This is a genomic window from Aerococcus tenax, assembly GCF_003286645.3.
GTDB lineage: Bacteria > Bacillota > Bacilli > Lactobacillales > Aerococcaceae > Aerococcus > Aerococcus tenax.
This window is the reverse complement of record NZ_CP127382.2, coordinates 1,519,673-1,544,340: the sequence shown is the minus strand read 5'-3', so window position 1 is coordinate 1,544,340 and position 24,668 is coordinate 1,519,673. Positions and strand designations below refer to the sequence as shown.

The 24,668-nt window shown below is 44.2% G+C and carries 18 protein-coding genes, 12 tRNA genes and 3 rRNA genes; 25 read left to right on the top strand and 8 right to left on the bottom strand.

Features of this window, described 5'->3' with window-relative positions:
* Positions 1 to 102 precede the first annotated feature (102 nt).
* A complete protein-coding gene (gene galE, locus DBT50_RS07170) occupies positions 103 to 1,116 on the bottom strand; it encodes a UDP-glucose 4-epimerase GalE (RefSeq protein ID WP_111852652.1) in 1,014 nt (337 codons plus the stop codon).
* Between the two features lie 161 nt (positions 1,117 to 1,277).
* Positions 1,278 to 2,549 (bottom strand): uracil-xanthine permease family protein, encoded by a 1,272-nt coding sequence (locus DBT50_RS07165; RefSeq protein WP_371653029.1) that lies wholly within the window; start codon positions 2,547 to 2,549, stop codon positions 1,278 to 1,280.
* A gap of 242 nt (positions 2,550 to 2,791) precedes the next feature.
* Between DBT50_RS07165 and DBT50_RS07160 the strand changes: the two genes are divergently transcribed.
* The 5 genes from DBT50_RS07160 (at position 2,792) to mutY (ending at position 7,164) form a co-directional block, all read left to right on the top strand.
* The gene (locus tag DBT50_RS07160) at positions 2,792 to 3,139 is read left to right on the top strand and encodes a helix-turn-helix transcriptional regulator (protein WP_111852651.1); all 348 of its coding nucleotides are present in this window, start codon (positions 2,792 to 2,794) and stop codon (positions 3,137 to 3,139) included.
* A gap of 262 nt (positions 3,140 to 3,401) precedes the next feature.
* Complete coding sequence (locus DBT50_RS07155; RefSeq protein ID WP_013669101.1) at positions 3,402 to 3,659, top strand: helix-turn-helix domain-containing protein; 258 nt, start codon at positions 3,402 to 3,404, stop codon at positions 3,657 to 3,659.
* Between the two features lie 370 nt (positions 3,660 to 4,029).
* Positions 4,030 to 4,887 carry a hypothetical protein gene (locus DBT50_RS07150; RefSeq protein ID WP_111852650.1) on the top strand — a complete coding sequence of 286 codons (858 nt, stop codon included), beginning with the start codon at positions 4,030 to 4,032 and terminating at the stop codon, positions 4,885 to 4,887.
* Between the two features lie 49 nt (positions 4,888 to 4,936).
* Entirely contained in the window at positions 4,937 to 5,953 is a 1,017-nt protein-coding gene (locus DBT50_RS07145; protein WP_111852649.1) for a RecX family transcriptional regulator, read from the top strand.
* Positions 5,950 to 7,164 (top strand): A/G-specific adenine glycosylase, encoded by a 1,215-nt coding sequence (gene mutY, locus DBT50_RS07140; protein ID WP_111852648.1) that lies wholly within the window; start codon positions 5,950 to 5,952, stop codon positions 7,162 to 7,164. Before DBT50_RS07145 ends, mutY begins: the two co-directional genes overlap by 4 nt.
* A gap of 410 nt (positions 7,165 to 7,574) precedes the next feature.
* On the opposite strand, the gene DBT50_RS07135 is transcribed toward mutY, so the two are convergent.
* Positions 7,575 to 8,162, bottom strand: coding sequence for a DUF402 domain-containing protein (locus DBT50_RS07135; RefSeq protein WP_041705902.1), 588 nt, complete (start codon positions 8,160 to 8,162; stop codon positions 7,575 to 7,577).
* A 150-nt stretch (positions 8,163 to 8,312) separates the two neighbouring features.
* Here DBT50_RS07135 and DBT50_RS07130 point away from each other — a divergent pair, with 150 nt between their 5' ends.
* Positions 8,313 to 9,527: a hypothetical protein gene (locus DBT50_RS07130; RefSeq protein ID WP_111852647.1), complete on the top strand. Its 1,215-nt coding sequence runs from the start codon at positions 8,313 to 8,315 to the stop codon at positions 9,525 to 9,527.
* 187 nt (positions 9,528 to 9,714) lie between these two features.
* Positions 9,715 to 11,715 (top strand): type I pullulanase, encoded by a 2,001-nt coding sequence (gene pulA / locus DBT50_RS07125; RefSeq protein WP_111852646.1) that lies wholly within the window; start codon positions 9,715 to 9,717, stop codon positions 11,713 to 11,715.
* Between the two features lie 75 nt (positions 11,716 to 11,790).
* On the opposite strand, the gene DBT50_RS07120 is transcribed toward pulA, so the two are convergent.
* Positions 11,791 to 12,906, bottom strand: a complete 1,116-nt coding sequence (locus tag DBT50_RS07120; RefSeq protein ID WP_013669200.1) for an FUSC family protein — start codon at positions 12,904 to 12,906, stop codon at positions 11,791 to 11,793.
* Positions 12,907 to 13,089: 183 nt separating this feature from the next.
* Here DBT50_RS07120 and DBT50_RS07115 point away from each other — a divergent pair, with 183 nt between their 5' ends.
* Positions 13,090 to 13,545 (top strand): Fur family transcriptional regulator, encoded by a 456-nt coding sequence (locus tag DBT50_RS07115; protein ID WP_111852645.1) that lies wholly within the window; start codon positions 13,090 to 13,092, stop codon positions 13,543 to 13,545.
* A 121-nt stretch (positions 13,546 to 13,666) separates the two neighbouring features.
* Here the strand turns inward: DBT50_RS07115 and proC are convergent, their stop codons facing one another.
* On the bottom strand, positions 13,667 to 14,464 hold the full coding sequence (gene proC, locus DBT50_RS07110; protein WP_111852796.1) for a pyrroline-5-carboxylate reductase: 798 nt from the start codon (positions 14,462 to 14,464) through the stop codon (positions 13,667 to 13,669).
* A 63-nt stretch (positions 14,465 to 14,527) separates the two neighbouring features.
* Between proC and DBT50_RS07105 the strand changes: the two genes are divergently transcribed.
* The 16 genes from DBT50_RS07105 (at position 14,528) to DBT50_RS07030 (ending at position 21,866) form a co-directional block, all read left to right on the top strand.
* Positions 14,528 to 15,349 (top strand): hypothetical protein, encoded by an 822-nt coding sequence (locus DBT50_RS07105; protein ID WP_111852795.1) that lies wholly within the window; start codon positions 14,528 to 14,530, stop codon positions 15,347 to 15,349.
* 492 nt (positions 15,350 to 15,841) lie between these two features.
* Positions 15,842 to 17,389 (top strand): 16S ribosomal RNA (locus DBT50_RS07100).
* Positions 17,390 to 17,600: 211 nt separating this feature from the next.
* A 23S ribosomal RNA gene (locus DBT50_RS07095) occupies positions 17,601 to 20,504 on the top strand.
* 76 nt (positions 20,505 to 20,580) lie between these two features.
* A 5S ribosomal RNA gene (gene rrf / locus DBT50_RS07090) occupies positions 20,581 to 20,696 on the top strand.
* Together the 16S, 23S and 5S rRNA genes with 12 tRNA genes alongside form the textbook arrangement of a ribosomal RNA operon.
* A gap of 13 nt (positions 20,697 to 20,709) precedes the next feature.
* A tRNA-Asn gene (locus tag DBT50_RS07085) sits at positions 20,710 to 20,783 on the top strand.
* A gap of 34 nt (positions 20,784 to 20,817) precedes the next feature.
* Positions 20,818 to 20,904 (top strand) — tRNA-Ser (locus DBT50_RS07080).
* Between the two features lie 18 nt (positions 20,905 to 20,922).
* Positions 20,923 to 20,994: transfer RNA gene (locus DBT50_RS07075), tRNA-Glu, on the top strand.
* Between the two features lie 21 nt (positions 20,995 to 21,015).
* A tRNA-Val gene (locus tag DBT50_RS07070) sits at positions 21,016 to 21,088 on the top strand.
* Positions 21,089 to 21,101: 13 nt separating this feature from the next.
* Positions 21,102 to 21,174, top strand: a tRNA-Asp gene (locus tag DBT50_RS07065).
* Between the two features lie 12 nt (positions 21,175 to 21,186).
* Positions 21,187 to 21,259 (top strand) — tRNA-Phe (locus tag DBT50_RS07060).
* A 7-nt stretch (positions 21,260 to 21,266) separates the two neighbouring features.
* A tRNA-Tyr gene (locus tag DBT50_RS07055) sits at positions 21,267 to 21,347 on the top strand.
* Between the two features lie 29 nt (positions 21,348 to 21,376).
* Positions 21,377 to 21,447, top strand: a tRNA-Trp gene (locus DBT50_RS07050).
* A gap of 27 nt (positions 21,448 to 21,474) precedes the next feature.
* Positions 21,475 to 21,547: transfer RNA gene (locus DBT50_RS07045), tRNA-His, on the top strand.
* A 7-nt stretch (positions 21,548 to 21,554) separates the two neighbouring features.
* Positions 21,555 to 21,626: transfer RNA gene (locus DBT50_RS07040), tRNA-Gln, on the top strand.
* 74 nt (positions 21,627 to 21,700) lie between these two features.
* Positions 21,701 to 21,771 (top strand) — tRNA-Cys (locus DBT50_RS07035).
* An 11-nt stretch (positions 21,772 to 21,782) separates the two neighbouring features.
* Positions 21,783 to 21,866: transfer RNA gene (locus DBT50_RS07030), tRNA-Leu, on the top strand.
* A 213-nt stretch (positions 21,867 to 22,079) separates the two neighbouring features.
* On the opposite strand, the gene DBT50_RS07025 is transcribed toward DBT50_RS07030, so the two are convergent.
* A complete protein-coding gene (locus DBT50_RS07025; protein ID WP_111852764.1) occupies positions 22,080 to 22,730 on the bottom strand; it encodes a hypothetical protein in 651 nt (216 codons plus the stop codon).
* A 504-nt stretch (positions 22,731 to 23,234) separates the two neighbouring features.
* On the opposite strand from DBT50_RS07025, the gene DBT50_RS07020 reads away from it, so the two are divergent.
* The gene (locus tag DBT50_RS07020; protein ID WP_181566126.1) at positions 23,235 to 23,387 is read left to right on the top strand and encodes a hypothetical protein; all 153 of its coding nucleotides are present in this window, start codon (positions 23,235 to 23,237) and stop codon (positions 23,385 to 23,387) included.
* Positions 23,388 to 23,496: 109 nt separating this feature from the next.
* Here the strand turns inward: DBT50_RS07020 and DBT50_RS07015 are convergent, their stop codons facing one another.
* Positions 23,497 to 24,063: a chromate transporter gene (locus tag DBT50_RS07015; RefSeq protein WP_111852765.1), complete on the bottom strand. Its 567-nt coding sequence runs from the start codon at positions 24,061 to 24,063 to the stop codon at positions 23,497 to 23,499.
* A gap of 2 nt (positions 24,064 to 24,065) precedes the next feature.
* On the bottom strand, positions 24,066 to 24,653 hold the full coding sequence (locus tag DBT50_RS07010) for a chromate transporter (RefSeq protein WP_111852766.1): 588 nt from the start codon (positions 24,651 to 24,653) through the stop codon (positions 24,066 to 24,068).
* Positions 24,654 to 24,668: the final 15 nt, after the last annotated feature.

The following is a 24,668-nucleotide window of genomic DNA, read 5'->3' as shown; positions in this document are numbered from 1 at the left end:
CAAGCTAGCTAAGAAGCTTTCGGTAAAACTAGGAGAACTTGTTGATTAAAATTAGCTAACAAAAAAGAGCCTGCCTGAAGCGACAAACTCTTTTCAAGTTCTTTAACCTTCGTAGCCGTTAGGGCAGGTTTCTTGCCAGTGCCAGGAATCCCGGCACATGTCAGCTAAATCTTCTTCTGCTTCCCAACCCAGTAGCTCTTTAGCGTAGGATGGGTCAGCATAACATTCAGCTACATCACCAGCCCGGCGTTCGTCAATCACATAAGGAAGCTCAACTTGGTTGACCTCTTGGAAGGTATTGACCAGGTCGAGGACAGAGTAGCCTTGACCGGTGCCTAAGTTGACAATTTCTAGGCCTTGGTGCTTATTGGCGTAGTCGATGGCTGCAACATGGCCCTTAGCCAAGTCAACTACGTGGAGGTAATCGCGGACTCCAGTACCATCATGGGTATCGTAGTCATTACCAAAAACATGTAATTTTTCTAACTTACCAATGGCTACTTGGGTGATATAAGGCATGATATTATTAGGGACGCCTTGGGGGTCTTCACCAATCAGGCCACTTTCGTGGGCCCCGATAGGGTTGAAGTAGCGTAAGATCATAATGGACCAGTCAGGGTAAGCCTTGTAGGTATCTTTTAAGATTTGTTCGCCCATGACCTTACTATAGCCGTATGGATTGGTAGCACTGGTTGGTAAGTCTTCGGTTAGGGGGGAGACATTATTCATCCCATAGACCGTGGCACTTGAAGAATAGACAAATTCCTTCACACCAAATTCCTTCATTACTTTTAATACTTGAAGGAGTCCACCCATATTATTGTGATAGTAGTCAATAGGTTTTTCAACCGATTCACCGACCGCTTTAAAGGCTGCATAGTGAATGACAGCATCGATGGATTCTTTTTCAAAGATTTGGCGTAAGGCATCCCCATCTAAGATATTGGCTTCATAGAAAGTCGGGCGCTTACCAGCAATTCTTTCGATGCGGTCAAGAACGGTTGGCTTACTATTAGAGAAGTCATCGACAATAACAACTTCGTAGCCAGAGTTGATTAATTCAATAACGGTATGCGAACCAATATAGCCCGCTCCGCCTGTAACTAAAATGGACATAAGTCTCTCCTTTATTCATTTAATTACTTGGTAAAATTCACTGATTATTCTTATTATACCATTGATTTGAAGGGCTTCTTTCAAAGATTTTTTTAAATATTACTAGAAAAATGAAGATTAAAAAATAGCTGAGAAGAGCTATCCCAGCTATTTAATCACTTCTATTTCGTCTTCAGGGTTTTAATTTCAGGTAGGAGTAAGTTAAGAATAATCCCTACCATAGCAGCGAGGGCGGTTCCAGAAAGGGTAAAGGCCCCTAATTTAAGCACTGCGCCTCCTAGACCGAGAACTAACATGGCACTGGCGATGACCAGGTTACGGACTTGGTTGAAGTTTACCCGGGCTTCAATTAAGACTTTGAGGCCGTTACTTGCAATGACCCCATAGAGGAGGATAGACATGCCACCGAGGACAGCTGCTGGAATGGTTGAAATGAGGGCGGTGAATTTACCCAAGCAACTGAGCATGATCGCCAAGAGAGCGGCATTACGGATAACGGAAACCGAAGCCACTCGGGTGAGGCCAATAACCCCAGTATTTTCTCCGTAAGTGGTATTGGCAGGTCCACCTAGGAAGGCAGAAACCGAGGTCGCAATCCCGTCACCCATCAAAGTCCGGTGGAGACCAGGATTCTTGAGAAATTGACGGCCACAAATTTCACTTAAGACAGTATGGTCACCAATATGTTCAGAAATGGTGACTACCGCCACTGGTAAAATGGCAATGGCTTCTGGACCAAAGTTAAGTTGATAGCTGTTAAAGAATGGTGTCTTAAAAGGTAAATAGAAATCAGGGATTTCAAACCAAGCGGCGTCAGCCACTGGACTAATATCGACTAGGCCTAGGCAGGCAGCAACAATGTAACCACCAACTAAACCAATCAAGAAAGGAATCACCCGAATAAATCCCCGTCCATAAACATTAACAAAGGCACAGATCAGGAAGGTAATTAGGGCAGTCAACATTTGTTGCCAGGTCCCGTCTGGAGTGAATCCTGCGTTAGTGACAGCAGATGAGGATAGACTCAAACCGATGACAATGATCATGGGACCGATAACAATTGGAGGTAGGAGGCGGTCAATCCAGCTACTCCCTAACATTTTAACCAAAAGAGCCACTAAGACATAGATTCCGCCGGCTAGCATGACCCCAGTTTGAGCCGCGGAAATATCGCCACCTAACTGTTCGATAGCGTGGGCCATAGCGCCAATGAAGGCAAAGGATGAGCCCAGATAAACAGGCACCTTATTTTGGGTAGCGAAGTGGTAAATTAAGGTACCAATCCCACTACAGAAGAGAGCAACCGATACCGGTAGACCTAAGATTAAGGGGACCAGAATGGTTGCACCGAACATAGCGAAGACGTGTTGAAAACTTAGGAGCAGTCCCTCACCACGTGGAGGCCGATCCTCGATGTCATAATTCATTTTCATTAAATTTTCTGCTGATGTCATAGTATCTCCTTCCAAAAATCACAAGGGAAATCCCCTAAGCTAAAATAAAGCGGCTAATTTAGCCCAAATCTTCGAAATTATACACCAATTCTTCAGTCTTGACAAGGGCTAGCTAAGAAAATCAAGCTTTAATGAATAAGAATAAGCATTTGTCCTCCTACCAATAATCTTGTATACTAATAAAGAATGAGAATTATTGTCTATTATTGAGGAGTGGCAAGATGAAAATTGGTCAAGTAATTAAAGAACAACGTGAGCTAAATAATATTTCCCAAGGACAATTGGCGAGTTATCTAAAAACCACCCAACAAACAGTGTCTAATTGGGAAAATAATAAAAGCTATCCCAACGTGGAAAACTTAATATTATTATCATCGATTTTTGATCAACCGATGGAAGAATTGTTAAATGAGGATATCCAGGATATTTCTGAAGCAACCGGCCGGGTAATTCCAACGCGTTTGGATGATGAGGAAGTGAAGCGCTTTAACTGGAGTCATCTCTTGCTTGGCTTTGGAGCAGGTTGCTTAGTGACCTATTTGCTCACTCACTTAGGCCAAGAAGACTAGTCCTTTTGTAGCCCTACAATCGCTTTGATTAATTACCTTTTTAGTCCATGTCAAGAGCCTATATCTATTGATTGGCTTTCCTGTTCCCCCCCCTATTTTCTTGACGGGTTCACTTTGCTGGGAATTTATAAATATTTGAGATAGCTCATCCAAAGTTTATATCTATGCATTATCTTATGATTTATGTATAATATAAATATAGGATATATGTTTATTAAAAATATTATGATGAGTTGTGTGAAATATTTAGGAGGGGATGAATATGGATACGCATAGAGAAGACCTATCCCTTGATGAAAAAAATATTGCAAGACAACAAGCAAGTATTAAGGCTTCTGATGTGTTGCTAAAAATCCGTCAAGAAAAGGGGCTATCCCAGGCTCAATTAGCGGATATTTCTGGGCGTAAGCAAAGTTATATCTCACGGGTTGAATCACGTCAACAAAATATTAGTTTAGGTACCCTACAAGAAATTGTTAATGCTGTAGGTGGCCACCTCGTTGTCGATGTGCACTTCTAAAACTGATATCAAAGACGGAATAGCTAGGTGCGTAAGACCTTGAAACAACAAATAACTAGAATCTAATCTAGGGATTTGTTGTTTTTTAATGCTTTAAAATGATATGCTTGCTAGTTAGCTATTCAAAGGCCACTATGTAAAGGCAGAAGGAATGCTCAAAGAGAACTAGGCAAACAAGGGGAGGCTTTTGTAAAATCAGGGTAAATTTTAGGTAAAAATGCGGATGTAAGCGTTTAAAAGGAAGTTTTGTAAATTCCTGGTAAAAAATGGATTAGCTTTAAGTAAAGATAGTCTTTACTTGAAGAATATATGCTATCTTAAAAATGGTTTCTCAATAACTGAGAACTAATACAATGAAGGAGTACCAGAAATGTTGGAAAACATGTCGCTAACGTCTTGCCATATGTCCCCGTCTCAAGTGGGAGAAGATCCTGCTGCTGTAAATACCAGTGAGGCCCAATCACTAGAGTCACCAGCTAAGGTGCCCCTAGCTAATGAGGTCCCAGAAGCAACTCGGTCATCTGACAATTCTTCCCTTATTTCAAATAAGGATAGTGACCATTGCCAGCACTATGCCTTGAATTTACCGCATAAGTACCTTTCTTTAGTGGAGGCTGACGACCTGATTAGAGCTTATCGGATAGCTGAGGAAGTTCCGCGGAGTATCGGGCATTTTCGTGAGGATACCCTAATGGTTTTAGAAGTCAAAGGCCGTTTGCTAAAAAATCACACAGATAAAGCCTATTTAAAGGGGTCTTTGATCTTAACCAGTGAGGGCTTCTTGTACCGGAGTCGGTGTACTTTGGACCAATTATTAAAATCAACCCTAAAAACGCAAATGACTGATCGACTGGTTCAAGAGCCAGTGGACCTGGGAAATACTTGGCTTAGGCCCTTCTTTCTGGGGAAGCACTTATTGATGCCTCTGCGTTATCGTAACCAAAATTTTCACGGCTACTTAAACCTCAACTTGGTGAAATACTTTCACTTCTTCCCGGTAGGGGGACGACCGGTGACCATCGAAACGGTTGCATCGACTTCTTTAGTTTTACCGGTTAAAAATGTACAAATCAAAGCCCAACTTGAATTTGCCTACCACTTGTGGCAGAGTTATTATCTAGACCTCCTATCGAATCCTTTAATCGAAAATCCGATAGAGAAAATGCAGTCTTATTTATTTTTTAAAGAATATTATCAAGAACAGCAAAGTGAAAAAAGTCTGATCTAGAACAATTATTGAAATCTAGCTCAGACTAAGCGTATGGAATGGTGGAAACATGCGAGAAGATAATCAGCCAGTAAAATTAAGTGAGATCAGTCCGGAGAAAAAGTCCCGCCCAAAAAGAGTCAGAGCCTTAGCCGATGAAAGTGACCAACTGACCAGGCCAAAAAGAAAGACTAAAAAAAGCGGTTATCGTCCTAGGAAACTAGCCACTTCCTCTGACCCAGAAGGCTTAGACCAAGACCAGGAGAGGATTTTATCAGGCAAGATCACCATGATTGAAGCTCAAAAGCGCCATAAGAAACGTTATAATGTCTACCTTGACGGTGACTTTGCTTTTGGGATTAGTGAAGATACCCTAGTTCGTTACGCCCTGTCTAAGGGGCAGTACCTAGGCCAAGAAGAAAGCAAAAATATCCTAGCTAGTGAACGCGATAATCGGGCCTATCAGATTGCTTTAAATTATTTAAGTCATAGTTTACGGTCGAAAAAGCAGGTTAGCCAACGCTTAGCTAAGGAAGATTATTCCCAAGCGACCATTGATACGGTCATGGAGAAATTGGAAGACTTATCCCTAGTTAACGACCTCTATTACGGCCAGTCCTATACCCGAACGGCAAAAACCATCAATCGAAAAGGCCCCAAGGTGATTGCTATGGAACTGAAGGAAAAGGGGCTTAGTGAAGACACCATTGACCAAGCCTTGTTGGAGTATAGTGAGGCTGATCAAATGGAAAATGCTCAACACTTGGCTAAAAAGAAGTTGCCTAGCTTACTTAGGAAGAATTCTAACCTTAAAGCAGAGGAGAAATTACAGCAATTCCTCTATAAGAAGGGCTACAATAATGATTTAATTGGCCAAGTCTTATCCCAATTAAAAGAGTCTGACCAGCTAGATCGTGATGAGAGTGCGGCTTTGAATAAGTATTTTAAACGCTATTGGAAGAAGTACTGGAATTTGGATGAGAAAGAACGACGTTTTAAAGTAAAAACCATGCTTTTTGGCCGTGGCTTTAAGAGTGAAGCTATCGATGCGGCCATAAGGCAGGCAGAGGAAGAAGGAGAACTGTGAGCGGAAGTAACCAAGATTTTTCCCCAAAGGATTGGCTCGGACAATCAGCTATTGTTGATTTAGGGCCGACCATTGCGGGAGTTGAAGTCTGGGGCGAACAAACCAACCAGGCTTTTCGTAAGACCTTGTTTGATTGGTACGACAAGGAAGGGCGTCATTTGCCCTGGCGAGAAAGTAAGGACCCTTACCAAATCTGGATATCAGAGATTATGTTGCAGCAAACCCAGGTCAATACTGTCATTCCTTACTACCAACGCTTTTTACAAGCCTTTCCCACTGTCGAGGACCTGGCAGCGGCAGAAGAAGATGACCTACTGAAACATTGGGCCGGACTAGGCTATTACTCTAGAGCTAAAAACCTCCACCGGGCAGCTCAGGAGATTGTGAATGACTATGGAGGGCAATTTCCCCGAACCGCTAAGGAACTGATGAAACTTTCCGGGATTGGACCTTATACGGCTGGCGCCATTGCTTCTATTGCATTTGGTCAGGCCGTACCCGCCATTGATGGAAATGCCATGCGAGTTTTCAGCCGCCTCTTTACCATTAACGCTGATATTAGCCGGCAAAAGAACCACGCTATCTTCCGTGAAGTAGTGGCTTATGTGATGGGCGATGAGCGGCCAGGGGACTTTAACCAGGCACTAATGGATTTGGGTAGTAGTTACGAAACCGCTAAGAAGCCCTTGAGTGATATTAGTCCCATCAAAGACTTTAACCTAGCTACCCTGACCGGAACCGAGTTGGATTATCCGGTGAAATTATCCAAAACCAAATCCAAAACTATTCACTACCAAGCACTTTTGCTGGAGAATAGTCAAGGCCAGTATCTGATTGAAAAGCGTCCCAGCCAGGGTCTCTTGGCTAATTTGTGGACGGTTCCGCTTTTTGAAGTAGCTAACCAAGAAAAAAGTGATCAACAAGGGGGAGAAGAGCGCCAGCCTTACCAAAACCTGGTTGCTGAAGCAGAGGCAGTTTATGATATTAGACCAGTCGTAATGAAAAAATCCATCGGCCATGTCCGCCATGTCTTTTCTCACCGACTTTGGGAGATTGACCTCTACTATGCTAAATTATCCCCCGCAGCCGAAAAAGGCTGGCAAGGCCAAGAAGATAATGATTGGGTTTTCTTGCATGACCTTAACCGTCATGCCTATCCTACCGTCCAAATGAAGATTTGGCAGACCTTAAAAGATTATCTTGATCAATAAGAGTGCGACAAGCGCGCCAAAAGGCAAGATCGCTACGCATACTATATCTGTACGTCGCTAACGCTTCCTACAGCTACAGCAACTGGAAGAAAAAGACGTAAAAATTCTTATCGAGGATTTGTCGTCATTTTCTGAAGTGGACGCTTGCCTTGCGCTTGGAGCAGGTTTGGGTAGAGTGCGACAAGCGCGCCAAAAGGCAAGAACGCTACGCATACTATATCTGTAACTCGCTATGTTTCGAACAGCTATAGCAAGTGGAGAAAACTGGGATAAGCTCAGCTTAGTTAAGTCGCATGATAAAAAAACGTCGACCACTCTATGGTGTCGACGTTTTTTATCAAGACTTTAATCACTTGAAAAGGTATAGCGTATGACGCTATCTGCTTAATCATCACAGTCTGATGATCTTATTACGACTGAATCCGCTTTTTCTTCTTATATTTGTAGCTTTTCTTCCGTCGCTTCCGACGTTGGGTCAGCTGACAGTAGCGTTCGTACCAGAGATCGACATAAGGTTTAGAAAAGGGACCTTTTTCTTCCTCGATCCAGCGTACTAACTCTTTGAGATGGCTTTTAATGATTATATCTAATTCTTTAGAATAATGCATTTCATGACCATGCTCTAAATACTCGTCAATATCTAACAGGCGTTTTTCCCCATCAGGGAAAATTTTAATATCTAAATCATAGTCGATATACTTCAAGGCTTCTTCGTCAATGACATAGGGAGAAGCTAGGTTACTATAATATGAGACACCGTTCTGCCTTAACATGGTGACAATATTGAACCAATATTTTTTATGAAAATAGAGTAAAGCGGGTTCACGTGTCACCCAACGGCGACCATCAGATTCGGTAACGAGCGTGTGGTCGTTACAAGCAATAATACTTTGTTCGCTTGTTTTTAGGACCAAACAGTCGCGCCATGTTCGATGGAGTGAGCCGTCATGTTTATAACTTTTGACTGTGATGAATTCTCCTTCTTTTGGATGATACATCACATGACCTACTTTCTTCACTTGGAAAAACCAAAGTCAAAAATAGTATAACATAGCTTAAGGAATAGTGTATAGGTAAAATATTTTTTTCTCGTTTTTGGAGCAGTCTCATGTTACAATCTTTTAAGAAGAAGGAGAGGAGCAAGTTAGATGAACACATCTAGAGATCAACAGCGTAAGATAGCTATTATTGCGACAATAATTACTGTCCTCTTAGTGGCTGCTTTTTACCTGATTGGTAAGCAAAGACAAATAGGGCAAAATAATGTCGCCTATGAGTCAAAAAGCCAAGCAAGTAGCCAGGTAGAAAGTCAAGCGCCAAAAACCAGTGATCACAGTCAGGCAGCTAAACGTTTTGAAGATAAGCGTCAAGGAGCGACTCTTAGCGATTATTTAGCCTATATTAACCAAGCAGGAACCCAAGCCAAAGTGGCTACGGTTAAGGTTCAAGGAGAAAGTGACCAATGGCTAAGCGAGCTCATTAAGTCGAAAGGCCAAGCAGCAGACTTGGATTTAAACGTTCAAGCTTATGACTATGCAGGCCACAGTAGCCAGTCCTTATTAACGAGTGACTTGGTTGACCAGGTGGCTAAGGAAAAACCACATTTATTAATCCTTCCCTTGACCAGTGAAGTGGACTTTGCCCAAGGGAGAAGCCTTGAAGATACCTTAGTTAATTTGAAACAAGTCTATGGCCATCTACGGATTGCTTCCCCAGAAACCAATATCGTTTTCCTGGCTTTACCATCTTATAGTGAAGCGGCTAATGGCCAGGGCACATACGGCAGCTTCTTAGTCCGCTTAATCCAAGCCTTAGAAGACTCGCATATAAATATCATGGACCTCAATAAGGCTTTCGAGGCGAAGAACTTTGACCCTGAGAAGATCTATGACCAAGAGTCAGGTCTATTCAATGACCAAGGCTTTAAAGCCTTAGCTGATCTCTTTGGTCAAGCCTTGCAGGAAGAACACTTTGACCTAAGTCACGGCTTCCAAGGCAAAAATGATGACAAGGCTGCCTTAGAAGAATCCATGGCTAAGGAAAGTCAAAGTATTAGAGATAAGAAGAAGGCGGAGGCTCAAGAAGCCCAAGCGGCCCAAGCGGAAGCTGAAGCAGCGGCTGCTCGTCAAAGTCAAGCCGCTGAGTCACAAAGACAAGAAGAGGCTAAGCAAAGAGAAGCGGCCCAAGCGGAAGCGGACCGCCAAGCTCAAGCAGCCCAAAGACAACAACAGCAACAGCAGTCCCAAGTCGCCCCTAACCAACAACCCGCTAATGGGCAAGGACAGGCCCCAGCTCCTCAAGCGCCAGCTGCTGGGAATAATAATCCAGCCCCGGCCAACCCTTATGGTGGACAGGGACAATAGTTTAATCCTTGTATCAGTCGTTTTGAACGCGGCTTTAACAGTAGTAGTCAGCTCTAGCTAGCAATTAGTTAAGAGCTGACTGCTTTTTTTATGGCTTCTTTCAATAGCCAAGATAGCTAAATGCGCCCATCCTGGTTATAATGAAGGAGAAGATGAGTGAGTAAGAAGTATACGAAGAGGTTATTAAGTGAAAAATCAACTAGAAGAACGTTTAGATAAAATTCTCCAGGGGATCCCTCCCCAAGGCTCTAGCTTAGACCAAGCCATGGATGACTTGGTCAGAGCTCCAGAATTCGATAACTATTTTGCTAGTCAAGCCCAGTTAGGGGCTAACTACCGGCCAGAGGCGACCAGTTTTCGGCTTTGGGCGCCCCTGGCCAATGAAGTCAGCCTGCTCATTTACCAGGACTTATATAGTAATCGACAAACCCAATATCCTATGCAACGTCAAGAACGAGGTGTTTTTAGTCTAGATCTTCCTGGTGATTGGCATAATACCGCCTATCTTTATAAGGTGTCCTTTCCTAATGGAAAGACCAATTTTACGAGAGACCCATATGCCCTTGGAGCAACTCAGAATAGCCAGCGCAGTGTGGTGGTTGATTTGTCTCGGACTAACCCCAAAAATTGGGACCAAGACCAATCACCCGCTCTAAAGAGTCTTTCTCAAGCGGTGATTTATGAAGCCAGTGTGAGAGATTTGACTAGTGCGGATAATTCAGGCGTCAAGCCCAAGTGGCGGGGTAAATTTCTGGGCCTCAGTCAAAAAGGGACTAAAACGCCCCAAGGACAGAGTACAGGCCTTGACTACCTAAAGGACTTAGGGATCAGCCACGTCCAGCTCCTGCCCATGGCTGACTTTAAGACGGTGATTGAAGGGATCGAGGATAGCGATAATTATAATTGGGGTTACGATCCTGGCGATTACAATGTTCCTGAAGGTTCTTATGCCACGGATTCTGCTGATCCCATCTGCCGGATTAAAGAAATGAAAACCATGGTCCAATCCCTCCACCAAGCGGGCATTCGTGTAATTATGGATGTGGTCTACAACCATGTCTATGATTACATAAACCACCCTTTGGAACTGACTGTCCCTAACTATTATTTCCGTCGTGATCCCGATGGCACCATCAGTAATGGGACGGGTGTGGGGAATGATACCGCCTCAGAAAGAAGGATGATGCGAGAGTATATTGTCCGCTCGGTATGCTACTGGGCCAAGGAGTACCATATTGATGGTTTTCGCTTTGACTTAATGGGGATCCATGACGTCAAGACCATGAATCAAGTCCGCCAAGCTTTAGATGAAATTGATCCAAGTATCCTTATCTTAGGGGAAGGGTGGAACTTAGGGACCTACCTGCCCGATAAGGACAAGGCTTGCCTAGTCAATGCTTATAAGACTCCCCGGATTGCCTATTTTGACGACCATTTTCGTGACAGTGTCAAAGGCTCTGACCAAGGGGAGGGTATGGATACCGGTTATGCCAGTGGTAAGTTTTCTGTGGAGCGGACCCTCTTAGCCAGTTTCTTGGGTGGGGAGCGGCTGAATAACTTGGCCATTAATGTTAAGTCGCCCCTACAATTGGTAAAATATGTGGCTGCCCATGATAACTGGACTTTATGGGATAAACTAGCCATTAGCCATAGCTTTGAAAGCCAAGCCAAGCGACAAAAACGGCAACTGCTTGCCAATAGCCTCGTTCTCCTAAGTCAAGGCATCCCCTTCTTGCATGCTGGCCAGGAATTCTTCCGGACTAAGCAAGGTGTCCGTAATTCCTACCGCCATGGGGACCGTATCAACCAGATTGACTGGTCCTTGAGCGATAAACACCGGAATGCCGTGGACTATCTGAGGGATTTGATTGCTTTTCGCCAGGCTCACCCAGTCTTTCACCTGTCTGATTTCGAAAGCATTGACCAGGCAGTGGAGGTTTTGAAGGCTGATTTTCAAATTATTGCTCTTCTTTACCATGAAGAAGACGCTGATTACCTGCTGGTATTTAATGGACAGACCAATACCATTCGTTTTACCTTGCCAGATGGTGATTGGCAGCTTTTGGCAAAAGACTATCATTTTCTCGCTGCCGATGAAGAGAAGCCTTTGTTAAGTAATGAACATCCCCTTGTCGTTGAGGAACTGTCGCTAAGTATTTTGAAACAGCAAGGAACAGAAAAATCTTAGCCAATTTATCGATTAAAAGAAAAACTCGAGCCTATCATTGTCAGGTCATTTACCGACTGATCAGCTCGAGTCTTTTTAACTATCTAATTTATCTTTTAAGGCGTAATGGTCATGGTCTTCTTCGTGATGGGTATGGTAGGAGCGGACCAGGGTATTAAGATGGATGAGAGAACTCTCGACCTTGATCATGGCTCCGGTGATTAAGATTAAGGAGTTGCTCTTCTCAATTCGGTAGTTCAAGGATTCTGTTTCTGGGCCTCGGTTGAGGTCGGTTTCCTTGATGATATGATTCATCAACTCCTGGCGGCGAATCTTAGTCGGCTGGAAGAAGTTGACTTCAGCCGGTGAGATGCGGCCATCAAATTTAAGGAAGATCTGCTCATGGGCGGCACAGAGAGTTTCAATCCGCTCACGTATTTGAATCCGCAGGTCATCATCAATCACAAAGAGAATATTAGTATGGGTGTGGATAGTATGGAGTAAATTAGTCATATCTAATAAAGATTGGATGAAACTCCGATAAACCACCAACTGCCGTTTCCTTGATACCCTGCGACTGGCAAACCAAATGGGTTCTTCTTTGGAAAGTTGGAAGAGATCGCGAATATAGTTGATCCGCTTATAGGCCCAGTCCAAGTCTGAAGTCAGGGAAGAATATTCACCATTTTTTCTCAAGATAGCTCGTAGCCGAATCAATACTTCTGAGGAAGTGTCCGAAATTTCCTTGTAGAGGACATTGTCATACTTAGGTGGCATGATAAAGACATTCACCAAGAAGGAGATGACCACACCGAGGATGTTTTCAATCACCCGGGAGGTCGCAATGCCGATTAAGTCATTGACGTTATCGACAGGCTGTAGCATGATGATAACTACGGTAATTGTGGCCAGGGAGATCACGTCTTGGAGTTGAATGGCATTCATAATAGCGATAAAAATAATGACGGTCAGACCAACCACAATGGGACTATTTCCAAAGAAGTAAGACATGACCACGGCGGTTAAGCCACCTAAGAAAGCAGCAGCTCCCCGCCTAAATAGGGTATACCAGGTTTTTTTGACGGATTGTTGCAGCCCTAGAACCGCAACAAATGTTGGTTGCATAATCTCAATATGGGGTAGGAGGCTAGAGATCACCATAGCTAGCATGACGCCAATGCCGGTTTTTATCGTGCGAGCACCTAATTTCATTGGTTTTTAATCGTCCTTTTCTATTTTAATCGATACCATTAAGACCTTGAATTACTATATAGCATAGCATGATTTTCTTCAATAAGCATAAGTGAGAATTTTAACAACTTAAGGGAAAAATATGATATTTTACAGGCTTTCAATTATAATTAGCTAAAGGGCTGATGGAAAGGAAGACAACACATGGATTATGAGCAATTATATGTCGATGCGGTCGCTTATTTGCGAGAACGCCGTATTCGCCTAACTTCCCCACGAAAAAAAATACTAAAACATCTGATTGTGGCTGACCATCATCCTACTGCTGAACAAGTCTATCAAGAGCTCTCCCAAGAAGATCAATCGGTGAGTTTAGCAACGGTATATAACACCTTGAACATCTTTACCGATATTAATCTTGTCAAGGAAGTACGTGCCAATGATGGGGCCACCCATTTCGATTTCTTCTTAAAAAAGCACTATCACATCATTTGTCAAAACTGCGGAAAAATCGTCGATGTCTATTATCCCGATGCGGCTAAAGTTGAGCAAGCCCTAACTGAAGTGGAAGACTATGCGGTAGAGGCTACTCAATTTAAAATTACTGGCCACCACCTGGAGTTCTACGGAATCTGCTCTGACTGCCAAGGTATCGATTAGACCTAGCTTAAGCAGCCTTAAGTTGAAAAAAATAAAAAAAGGCTATCCTGGGATAGCCCTTCTTGCTTCAAGTAGCTAATTTCTTGTTGTAAATTGAGTTCTATGTGTGCGGCTAGCTGGCTTACTTGTCCTTGGCTTTTTGGCAAGCAGCGATGACAGCTTCCATGGCAGCGGTTCGTAAGCCTTTTTCCTCTGCCTTACGAACGCATTCAATGGAGGTGCCAGCAGGGGAGCAGACGGCATCCTTCAGTTGACCGGGGTGTTGGCCAGTTTCTACGACCATGGCTGCTGCTCCCATAACGGTTTGGGCTGCTAAACTTTGGGCTTGAGACCGGGGGAGACCTTGTTGACATCCGGCGTCTGACATGGCCTCGATCAGCATGTAGACAATGGTAGGGCTAGAGCCAGACAGTCCCGTGATGGTGGCAAATTGGTCTTCACTGACTTCGGCAACTAAACCTAGTCCTTGGAATAAGTCTTTAACTGCTTGGTAGTCCTTAGCGGAGACCTGGTCATTAGCAGTCATCGCAATCACCCCTTGGCCGATTTTTACGGCAGTGTTTGGCATAATGCGGACAATGGCAGCTTGGTCGCCAAGAATTGTCCCTGCTTGTTTTAGACTATAACCAGCTGCCACGGTGACGATAATGGCATCCGCTTTGAGACTGTTCTTGATTTCGTCCAACACCTGGTCCATTAGATAAGGTTTCACTGCCACAATGACGAGGTCAGCATCCTGGGCACAGGTCTGGTTATCAGTTGAGCAGGCAATGTCAAAATGCTTTGCAACTTTATCTGCGCTCGCTTGGCTAGCAGTAGCGGCCTTAATTTCTATCTGAGCTTGGTGGTCACTGGATTGTAAGCCGGCAATGAGGGCTTGGCCCATATTCCCAGCTCCAATAACGGCAATGGTTTTCATAGATACGCACTCCTATCACTTACAAGTATTTTCTGAAAATATCATAGCAGAAAGGAACCCTTCATGCGCTCTTCTTTAAAAAATATTTTTACTTCTGCCTATGTCTATCGACAAAGGCGCTCACTCAACACTTTTGGAATGGTCATAGTCATTCTTACCCTAAGCTTAGTTTTAACCTTACCCTTTGCTTGGCGCTTTGAGGGGGTAAATAATGAAATCTTTGACCAAAGTTACCAAGAATTACTAGCTGACTTCCCCAGTCAACGTGTTGACCAGAAGCTAAAAGACTATGAACTCCAAGAAGGGCAATTAGTTCCCCGAGATGGGGCTAAGGAGAAAAAGGAAAAAATAGATGCGCCAGCAATAAGTATCGGGGTTTTACCTGAACTGGAAGAATTAGACACTCTTTTCCTGAATAATCCCTCGGCCTTAATCTTTCTAGAAGATATGATGGTCTATCAACCTCGAGAAGGCGATGACTTTTCCGCACCTTATGATCGAAAAACACAGACTAAGCTAAGTAGTCAGGAATTACTGGAACAGTTCTATCAAAACTATCAGAAAAATTATCGTAAAAACCAGAAATACTTATTCGTCGGCATGCGTCACATTCTCTTTTTACTGTTTCTTATCTTATATAGCCTATTAGCTGCTGTGGCCCTCAACCGCTTGCGGCTAGCTCAGCGCTTGGATTTTTATAATCTGAAGGAGTGCTACGGCGCCAGTTTACTTTCATTAATTCTACCTAGCCTCCTGGCAAGCTTATGGGGCTACTTTCACTTAAATAATCGTCTAATGGCATTTCTAGTGATCCTATTAAGTATCGGACAACTCATTATGGCTTATCATTTTACCGGTTTTAAGGAAAAGAACTTGCCTAAATAGGGATAGGACTAGTGATTATGTAGGATATGCACAGCTAAGAGCAATTAATTATGAAAAAAGTTGGAGAAAGTTATTGACAATCAATGGGGGACTTGGTATTCTATAAAAGTTGTTTCTCACAAGAAATGATTTGTTCCTTAAAACACTTAAGAAAATAAATCAAAAAAATGTTGACAAACAACTTAGCGATGAGCTATAATAATTCTTGCTGATCAGATAAAGCTGATTGGTAAAACTTAATTGATTAACCAAGTTCAACTGCTTCAAAAAAACTTTTAAAAAGTTGTTGACAAGCGTCCGAAAGCTATGGTATACTAATTAAGTCGCTGTCACAGAAGATGGCAAGATTTAGACCTTTGAAAACTGAACAAAGAAGACGAACCAAATGTGTAGGGCATCAACATTTTGTTGATGAACCAACAATTCAAACAATAAGTCTAGACCAGACTATAACTAGTCAGCAAACAAATGAGCTATCAACGCTCATGATTCTTTCATGAGAGTTTGATCCTGGCTCAGGACGAACGCTGGCGGCGTGCCTAATACATGCAAGTCGAGCGAACCGACGAAGTGCTTGCACTTCTGACGTTAGCGGCGGACGGGTGAGTAACACGTAAGGAACCTACCGATAAGCGGGGGACAACATCCGGAAACGGGTGCTAATACCGCATAGGAAATACCACCTCATGGTGGTGTTTGGAAAGACGGCTTTGCTGTCACTTATCGATGGCCTTGCGGTGCATTAGCTCGTTGGTGGGGTAACGGCCTACCAAGGCAATGATGCATAGCCGACCTGAGAGGGTAATCGGCCACATTGGGACTGAGACACGGCCCAAACTCCTACGGGAGGCAGCAGTAGGGAATCTTCCGCAATGGGCGCAAGCCTGACGGAGCAACGCCGCGTGAGTGAAGAAGGTTTTCGGATCGTAAAGCTCTGTTGTAAGAGAAGAACAAATTGGAGAGTAACTGCTCCAGTCTTGACGGTATCTTACCAGAAAGCCACGGCTAACTACGTGCCAGCAGCCGCGGTAATACGTAGGTGGCAAGCGTTGTCCGGATTTATTGGGCGTAAAGGGGGCGCAGGCGGTTTCTTAAGTCTGATGTGAAAGCCCACGGCTTAACCGTGGAAGTGCATTGGAAACTGGGAAACTTGAGTACAGAAGAGGAAAGTGGAACTCCATGTGTAGCGGTGGAATGCGTAGATATATGGAAGAACACCAGTGGCGAAGGCGACTTTCTGGTCTGTCACTGACGCTGAGGCCCGAAAGCGTGGGTAGCAAACAGGATTAGATACCCTGGTAGTCCACGCCGTAAACGATGAGTGCTAGGTGTTGGAGGGTTTACACCCTTCAGTGCCGGAGTTAACGCATTAAGCACTCCGCCTGGGGAGTACGGCCGCAAGGCTGAAACTCAAAGGAATTGACGGGGACCCGCACAAGCGGTGGAGCATGTGGTTTAATTCGAAGCAACGCGAAGAACCTTACCAAGTCTTGACATCCTTTGACCACTCTAGAGATAGAGCTTTCCCTTCGGGGACAAAGTGACAGGTGGTGCATGGTTGTCGTCAGCTCGTGTCGTGAGATGTTGGGTTAAGTCCCGCAACGAGCGCAACCCTTATTGTTAGTTGCCAGCATTCAGTTGGGCACTCTAGCGAGACTGCCGGTGACAAACCGGAGGAAGGCGGGGATGACGTCAAATCATCATGCCCCTTATGACTTGGGCTACACACGTGCTACAATGGATGGTACAACGAGCAGCGACCTTGTGAAAGCAAGCGAATCTCTTAAAGCCATTCTCAGTTCGGATTGTAGTCTGCAACTCGACTACATGAAGCCGGAATCGCTAGTAATCGCGGATCAGCACGCCGCGGTGAATACGTTCCCGGGTCTTGTACACACCGCCCGTCACACCACGAGAGTTTGTAACACCTGAAGTCGGTGAGGTAACCTTTGGAGCCAGCCGCCGAAGGTGGGACAGATGATTGGGGTGAAGTCGTAACAAGGTAGCCGTAGGTGAACCTGCGGCTGGATCACCTCCTTTCTAAGGATATATTCGGAATACATATTTGAGTCTTCTTTGTTTAGTTTTGAGAGGTCTAACTCTCTATTGTTCTTTGAAAACTGAATACTATCATAACATTCCGCATTTCTATTTTTTGCGAGATAGAAATGTCAATAAACCAATTTTACCAAGCGTAAAAACCGAAAAAGAAAGAGTTTTAAAACTTTTCGCATCATACAACTTAACCGGTGGTTAAGTGAATAAGGGCGTACGGTGAATGCCTTGGCACTAGGAGCCGATGAAGGACGGGACGAACACCGATATGCTTCGGGGAGCTGTAAGTAAGCTTTGATCCGGAGATTTCCGAATGGGGGAACCTCATTGTTTTCATCGACAATGGTCCACTCAGTGAACACATAGCTGAGTGGAAGGTAGACGTGGTGAACTGAAACATCTCAGTAGCCACAGGAAGAGAAAGAAAAATCGATTTCCCGAGTAGCGGCGAGCGAAACGGAAAGAGGCCAAACCAGCGTGCTTGCATGCTGGGGTTGTAGGACTGATGGACGGGAGTGAATGAGCTAGTCGAACGCCATGGAAAGGGCGATCAGAGAGGGTGACAATCCCGTAGGCGAAAGCTCAGCCACCTCATTCAGTATCCTGAGTACGGCGGTACACGTGAAATTCCGTCGGAATCCGCCAGGACCATCTGGCAAGCCTAAATACTCCCTAGTGACCGATAGTGAACCAGTACCGTGAGGGAAAGGTGAAAAGCACCCCGGAAGGGGAGTGAAAGAGTACCTGAAACCGTATGCCTACAAGCAGTCAGAGCCCGTTAAGGGGTGATGGCGTACTTTTTGTAGAACGGACCGGCGAGTGACGATAGCAAGCAAGGTTAAGCTGAAGAAGCGGAGCCACAGCGAAAGCGAGTCTGAAGAGGGCGTTGAGTTTGTTGTCGTCGACCCGAAACCAAGTGATCTACTCATGTCCAGGCTGAAGGTGTGGTAAAACACACTGGAGGGCCGAACCCACGTCTGTTGAAAAAGGCGGGGATGAGGTGTGGGTAGCGGTGAAATTCCAATCGAACTTGGAGATAGCTGGTTCTCTCCGAAATAGCTTTAGGGCTAGCCTCGGATGATGACTATTGGAGGTAGAGCACTGTTTGATCGAGGGGTCCATCCTGGATTACCGACATCTGATAAACTCCGAATGCCAAATAGTTTAGTCCGGGAGTCAGACTGCGAGTGATAAGATCCGTAGTCGAAAGGGAAAGAGCCCAGACCACCAGCTAAGGTCCCAAAGTTTCAGTTAAGTGGAAAAGGATGTGGGGTTGCTTAGACAACTAGGATGTTGGCTTAGAAGCAGCCATCATTGAAAGAGTGCGTAATAGCTCACTAGTCGAGTGACCCTGCGCCGAAAATGTACCGGGGCTAAACTGAACACCGAAGCTGTGGATCCGTAGGATGGTAGGAGAGCGTTCTATAGGCAGAGAAGCATGATCGTGAGGACATGTGGAGCGTATAGAAGTGAGAATGCCGGTATGAGTAGCGAAAGACGGGTGAGAATCCCGTCCACCGAATGACTAAGGTTTCCTGGGGAAGGCTCGTCCTCCCAGGGTTAGTCGGGACCTAAGCCGAGACCGAAAGGGATAGGCGATGGACAACAGGTTGAGATTCCTGTACTTGTTTGATTTGTTTGAGCGATGGAAGGACACAGAAGGCTAAGCGGAGCGCGGAGATGGAAAAACGCGTCCAAGCAATGAGTGAGAAGGTGAGTGAAAGGCTTGCCTCAGACTTCATGAGTTGTGACGGGGAGGGAAGTTTAGTACCGAAGCCGCCGACGTCACGCTGTCAAGAAAAGTTTCTAGTGAGAATCAAACAACCCGTACCGCAAACCGACACAGGTAGTCGAGTGGAGAACACTAAGGTGAGCGAGCGAACTCTCGTTAAGGAACTCGGCAAAATGACCCCGTAACTTCGGGAGAAGGGGTGCTGACCGCAAGGTCAGCCGCAGTGAATAGGCCCAAGCGACTGTTTATCAAAAACATAGGTCTCTGCCAAATCGAAAGATGATGTATAGAGGCTGACGCCTGCCCGGTGCTGGAAGGTTAAGAGGAAGGGTTAGCGTAAGCGAAGCTCTGAATTGAAGCCCCAGTAAACGGCGGCCGTAACTATAACGGTCCTAAGGTAGCGAAATTCCTTGTCAGGTAAGTTCTGACCCGCACGAAAGGCGTAACGATTTGGGCACTGTCTCAACGAGAGGCTCGGTGAAATTGTAGTACCAGTGAAGATGCTGGTTACCCGCGACAGGACGGAAAGACCCCATGGAGCTTTACTGTAGGTTGATATTGAATGTTTGTGCCACATGTACAGGATAGGTAGGAGCCATCGAAGTCGGGACGCTAGTCTCGATGGAGGCACTGGTGGGATACTACCCTTGTGGGATGACCATTCTAACCCGCGACCATTAGCTGGTCGGGAGACAGTGTCAGTCAGGCAGTTTGACTGGGGCGGTCGCCTCCTAAAGTGTAACGGAGGCGCCCAAAGGTTCCCTCAGAATGGTTGGAAATCATTCGCAGAGTGTAAAGGCAGAAGGGAGCTTGACTGCGAGACCTACAAGTCGAGCAGGGACGAAAGTCGGGCTTAGTGATCCGGTGGTTCCGCATGGAAGGGCCATCGCTCAACGGATAAAAGCTACCCTGGGGATAACAGGCTTATCTCCCCCAAGAGTTCACATCGACGGGGAGGTTTGGCACCTCGATGTCGGCTCATCGCATCCTGGGGCTGAAGTCGGTCCCAAGGGTTGGGCTGTTCGCCCATTAAAGCGGTACGCGAGCTGGGTTCAGAACGTCGTGAGACAGTTCGGTCCCTATCCGTCGCGGGCGTTGGAAATTTGAGAGGAGCTGTCCTTAGTACGAGAGGACCGGGATGGACACACCGCTGGTGTACCAGTTGTTCCACCAGGAGCATGGCTGGGTAGCTATGTGTGGACGGGATAAGCGCTGAAAGCATCTAAGCGTGAAGCCCCCCTCAAGATGAGATTTCCCATACTTTGAAAGTAGTAAGACCCCTGAAAGACGATCAGGTTGATAGGTTTGGAGTGGAAGCTTAGCAATAAGTGGAGCGGACAAATACTAATCGGTCGAGGACTTATCCAAAGGATAAGGTTGTATGAGGTTTAAGGAAGGCATGATAGATTCAGTTTTGAGCGAACAAGCTCAAAAAAATAAATTGTACGGTGACGATGGCAAGAAGGACCCACCTGTATCCATCCCGAACACAGCAGTTAAGCTTCTTAGCGCCGAATGTAGTTGGGGGTTGCCCCCTGTGAGACTAGGACGTTGCCGTGCAATCTTATTTTATTCCGCAATAGCTCAGTTGGTAGTAGCGCTTGACTGTTAATCAAGATGTCGTAGGTTCGAGTCCTACTTGCGGAGTTATGGCGAGTGAGTCCTCAGGCTTTAAGCTATTGGAGAGTTGTCCGAGAGGCCGAAGGAGCACGATTGGAAATCGTGTAAACGGGAGACCGTTTCAAGGGTTCGAATCCCTTACTCTCCGTTTTATATTTATTTTGTTGGCCCGTTGGTCAAGCGGTTAAGACACCGCCCTTTCACGGCGGTAACACGGGTTCGATTCCCGTACGGGTCATTACTTCTTTAAGAGTAACCAGGAGAATTAGCTCAGCTGGGAGAGCGTCTGCCTTACAAGCAGAATGTCGGGGGTTCGAGCCCCTCATTCTCCATTATTCATATATTGGTCCGGTGGTGTAGGGGTTAACATGCCTCCCTGTCACGGAGGAGATCGCGGGTTCAAATCCCGTCCGGACCGTTCTTATAATGGGGTCCGATAGCTCAGTTGGTAGAGCACTTGATTGAAGCTCAAGGTGTCGGCAGTTCGATTCTGTCTCGGACCATCCATTAGGAGGGATAGCGAAGCGGCCAAACGCAGCGGACTGTAAATCCGTTCCTTCGGGTTCAGAGGTTCGAATCCTCTTCCCTCCATAAAATGATAACTATTCTCATTTGAGAATAGGGACATAGTTTAACGGTAAAACTACGGTCTCCAAAACCGTCGATCTGGGTTCGATTCCTAGTGTCCCTGTTAAACCTGTTATATATCATATATATGGCGAACGTGGCGAAGTGGTTAACGCATCGGATTGTGGCTCCGACACTCGGGGGTTCGATTCCCCTCGTTCGCCCTTACATTGGGGTATCGCCAAGCGGTAAGGCAACAGACTTTGACTCTGTCATGCGTTGGTTCGAATCCAGCTACCCCAGTTTGATGATTATCATGCTAGTGGTAATTGTTTAGACCTCTTCTTAAAAGAAGAGGTTAGTTTTTAATTAAATATGGCGGTATAGCCAAGGGGTAAGGCACGGGTCTGCAAAACCTTTATCGCCGGTTCAAATCCGGCTACCGCCTTTTATATATAAGCCGGCGTGGCGGAATTGGCAGACGCGCGGGACTCAAAATCCCGTGTCTTCACGGACGTGTGGGTTCGACCCCCACCGCCGGCACTAAAAAAACGTTGTTATATCACTTTGTTAAAAAGCTTGATATAACAACGTTTTTTTGTCTTGGCAAAAAGTGTAACGAAAGGTGTTCCGATGAGTTTTAAATGGTTCTTTGTCAAATAACGTTGATGGGAATTTTTATAATTAATGTCATATCAGAAATGGTATGGCATTTTTTAATATCTGTCGTATAGAAGAAGAGGAAGTAGGACTATTTTATTTTAGTTCGTCTAATAATGAGTGTTTAGAAGATGAAGATTTCTTATTGTTGTAAGTAGATTCAATTGCTTTTCTAGTACTCCAAAGCCAGTCATTATCTTCATTAAACGTTATATATACATTAAAAGTGTTTTGATCTTTATTTGAGGATAACATAATCCCTAAATTATCTATATAATCGAAACAAAGGCCTCTGTCATTTTGTATTAAGTCGTCTAATTGCTTCAATTTAGGGTAATTTAGTTCTTTAAACAAATTATAAATAAATTGTTTGTCAACATTATCAAAATCAATGCTTTTTACTTTTGTATTTTCATCCCTTGTGAGCATTTTAGCTTTATATTCAAAGTTATATTTTTTATACTTGTTTTCGCCAATCTCCTCATCAGTCACTTGAACTTCTTTAGGATTGATGTGCACAAGTTCAGCAATTCTATTTTGGGTTTCTTTAGGATCTTTTGGATCAATATGTAGCCTTAGGAAATTGCTACCGAACAATAAAGAAAATGAAAATGATACTAATGTAGCAAGCATAAATTTTTTAACGGATTTCTCTTTAGATTTGTCATAAATTGCTTTGACAATAAATCCAATAGCCGTTAAAAAGAATAAGCCAGCGAGGTATGTTGCATCTTGAGTAGTAATCATAGATTACCTCCTTTAACCAAGTTATTTATATGTTATAATATATTAGTTCTTATTGAAGTGCCCTGCAAAGGGGCGCTTTTTTATATTATCTCGCTACTAACTAAATTAGCTTCAATAAAATCTTTAAAGGCTATATCACATATTTAGATTTAAGTGTCGCTAGTCTTAGTTACTCTTTTCCAACAATCCTTCCTAACATAAGCTTCATTATCTTGATAGAGGCAATGATTTAGAAATTTCTTAAAACTTTTGCTTTCTTAAAAAGTATTCATCACCCTTAAGTTGTAATATACTTAGATTTAAAAGGGAAGTGAATAAAAAAAGAAGAGGTCATTAGAAGACTTCTTCTTAAAGTTCAAATTCATGCTACTACTATTCACAATAGAATTTGAAATAAAATTTAGTCACTAATCGTTTAGGAAGTGGTCCTCCTAAGTGGAAGATTAGTAATAAAAGTTTACCATTTCAGATTACGCTTTTCAAGATGGAAAGAAAGTGAAAATAATGAATAAAGAAAAATGGATAGGGTCATGGTCATTTGTTGACGAAGAACGAGGAGACAGTCGACAAATAGAAGGCGAATTTAATTTTGGAATTATACCATCAGTATTGGTGTTTGGTTTATTAGCCTATGGTTTATTTAAGTTAATCTTTTAGTGCAAATTAGAAAAAATGAATTAAGTTCGTCTATAGTAGACACTATTGTAATCAGTTTTCCAGCTCGTTCAATAGTGTCTTTTTACTGTATATTGGCTAATAATTTCCTTTATACCACCATCAAAACCGCTTGGTATATAACATTAACGACTCCTGCCATGACGATCACTACAATTGGGTTGACTTTGTAGCGGATGAGAATGGCTAAGGCGAGGCCAAAGATGACTACGGCGGTCCAGTTGATATTGGTTAAGGCAATGGGAGCTTCTCCCCAAAAGGCAGCGATTAGTATTAATAAGCCGGCTGCAGCAATCATAGCTACCACCGCAGGACGTAGGGCGACTAGAACGTTTTGTAAGAGACTAAGGTTACGGTATTTGAAGTAGAGACGCGCGATGATACTTACGATAATAATGGAAGGTAAGATCGAACCCAGAGTGGCAACCATAGCGCCCAGGGGTCCAGCTAGCTTAGTTCCTACAAAGGTTGCGGAATTGATAGCGATCGGACCAGGGGTCATTTGCGAAATAGTGATCAGGTCGGTAAATTCCTGCATGGATAGCCAAGCATGATTTTCAACGATTTCTTCTTGGATGAGTGGGAGGGCAGCATAACCACCGCCGAAGCTAAAGGCTCCGACTTTTAAAAAGGAGATGAGTAATTGTAAATAAATCATGATTAGCGTCCTTTCCTACTTTGTAACCAGCTGTATATTACTCCTAGTCCAATGCAGCTTAAAATAATATAGATGATATTAACGGTAAAGAAGTAATTGGCAATAAAGGCAGCTAGCATAATAATGACCAAGATGGGTTGCTTGCGCCGCCAGACATCAGCGACCATATCTAAGACAACGCCGGCGATAACAGCTGCCACGCCAGCCTGCATGCCTTCCAAGAGAGTCTTAACCCAGAAATTTTGGATAAACTGTTGGTAAAAGAGGGCAATCACTGAAATAATCAGCATGGGTGGTAAGATAGTCCCTAAAACAGAAACTAAGATACCGATAAAGCCAGCTAATTTATAACCGATAACGATGGCGCCATTCACTGCGATTGCTCCGGGAGAAGATTGAGCAATCGCCACCAGGTCTAGCATTTCATCTTCTTCAATCCAGCCGAAGTCATCGACAAAGGTCTTTTTCATGAGGGTAATGATGACGTAGCCCCCACCAAAGGTAAAGGCAGAGAGGTAGAAAGTCGACCAAAAGAGTTTGACCAGCATCTGGCGCTTACTTTTTGAGTCTTTAAGCATTTTTTCGTACATTAAACAGACTCCTTC

Coding starts and splice junctions, on each gene's coding strand:
- DBT50_RS07115 (WP_111852645.1), top strand. CDS start 13,090: ATGGATTATGAGCAATTATATGTCGATGCGGTCGCTTATTTGCGAGAA.
- DBT50_RS07010 (WP_111852766.1), bottom strand. CDS start 24,653: ATGTACGAAAAAATGCTTAAAGACTCAAAAAGTAAGCGCCAGATGCTG.
- DBT50_RS07130 (WP_111852647.1), top strand. CDS start 8,313: ATGAACACATCTAGAGATCAACAGCGTAAGATAGCTATTATTGCGACA.
- DBT50_RS07150 (WP_111852650.1), top strand. CDS start 4,030: ATGTTGGAAAACATGTCGCTAACGTCTTGCCATATGTCCCCGTCTCAA.
- DBT50_RS07020 (WP_181566126.1), top strand. CDS start 23,235: ATGAATAAAGAAAAATGGATAGGGTCATGGTCATTTGTTGACGAAGAA.
- DBT50_RS07155 (WP_013669101.1), top strand. CDS start 3,402: ATGGATACGCATAGAGAAGACCTATCCCTTGATGAAAAAAATATTGCA.
- DBT50_RS07120 (WP_013669200.1), bottom strand. CDS start 12,906: ATGAAATTAGGTGCTCGCACGATAAAAACCGGCATTGGCGTCATGCTA.
- DBT50_RS07135 (WP_041705902.1), bottom strand. CDS start 8,162: ATGTATCATCCAAAAGAAGGAGAATTCATCACAGTCAAAAGTTATAAA.
- DBT50_RS07165 (WP_371653029.1), bottom strand. CDS start 2,549: ATGAAAATGAATTATGACATCGAGGATCGGCCTCCACGTGGTGAGGGA.
- galE (WP_111852652.1), bottom strand. CDS start 1,116: ATGTCCATTTTAGTTACAGGCGGAGCGGGCTATATTGGTTCGCATACC.
- DBT50_RS07105 (WP_111852795.1), top strand. CDS start 14,528: ATGCGCTCTTCTTTAAAAAATATTTTTACTTCTGCCTATGTCTATCGA.
- DBT50_RS07015 (WP_111852765.1), bottom strand. CDS start 24,063: ATGATTTATTTACAATTACTCATCTCCTTTTTAAAAGTCGGAGCCTTT.
- DBT50_RS07145 (WP_111852649.1), top strand. CDS start 4,937: ATGCGAGAAGATAATCAGCCAGTAAAATTAAGTGAGATCAGTCCGGAG.
- DBT50_RS07160 (WP_111852651.1), top strand. CDS start 2,792: ATGAAAATTGGTCAAGTAATTAAAGAACAACGTGAGCTAAATAATATT.
- proC (WP_111852796.1), bottom strand. CDS start 14,464: ATGAAAACCATTGCCGTTATTGGAGCTGGGAATATGGGCCAAGCCCTC.
- DBT50_RS07025 (WP_111852764.1), bottom strand. CDS start 22,730: ATGATTACTACTCAAGATGCAACATACCTCGCTGGCTTATTCTTTTTA.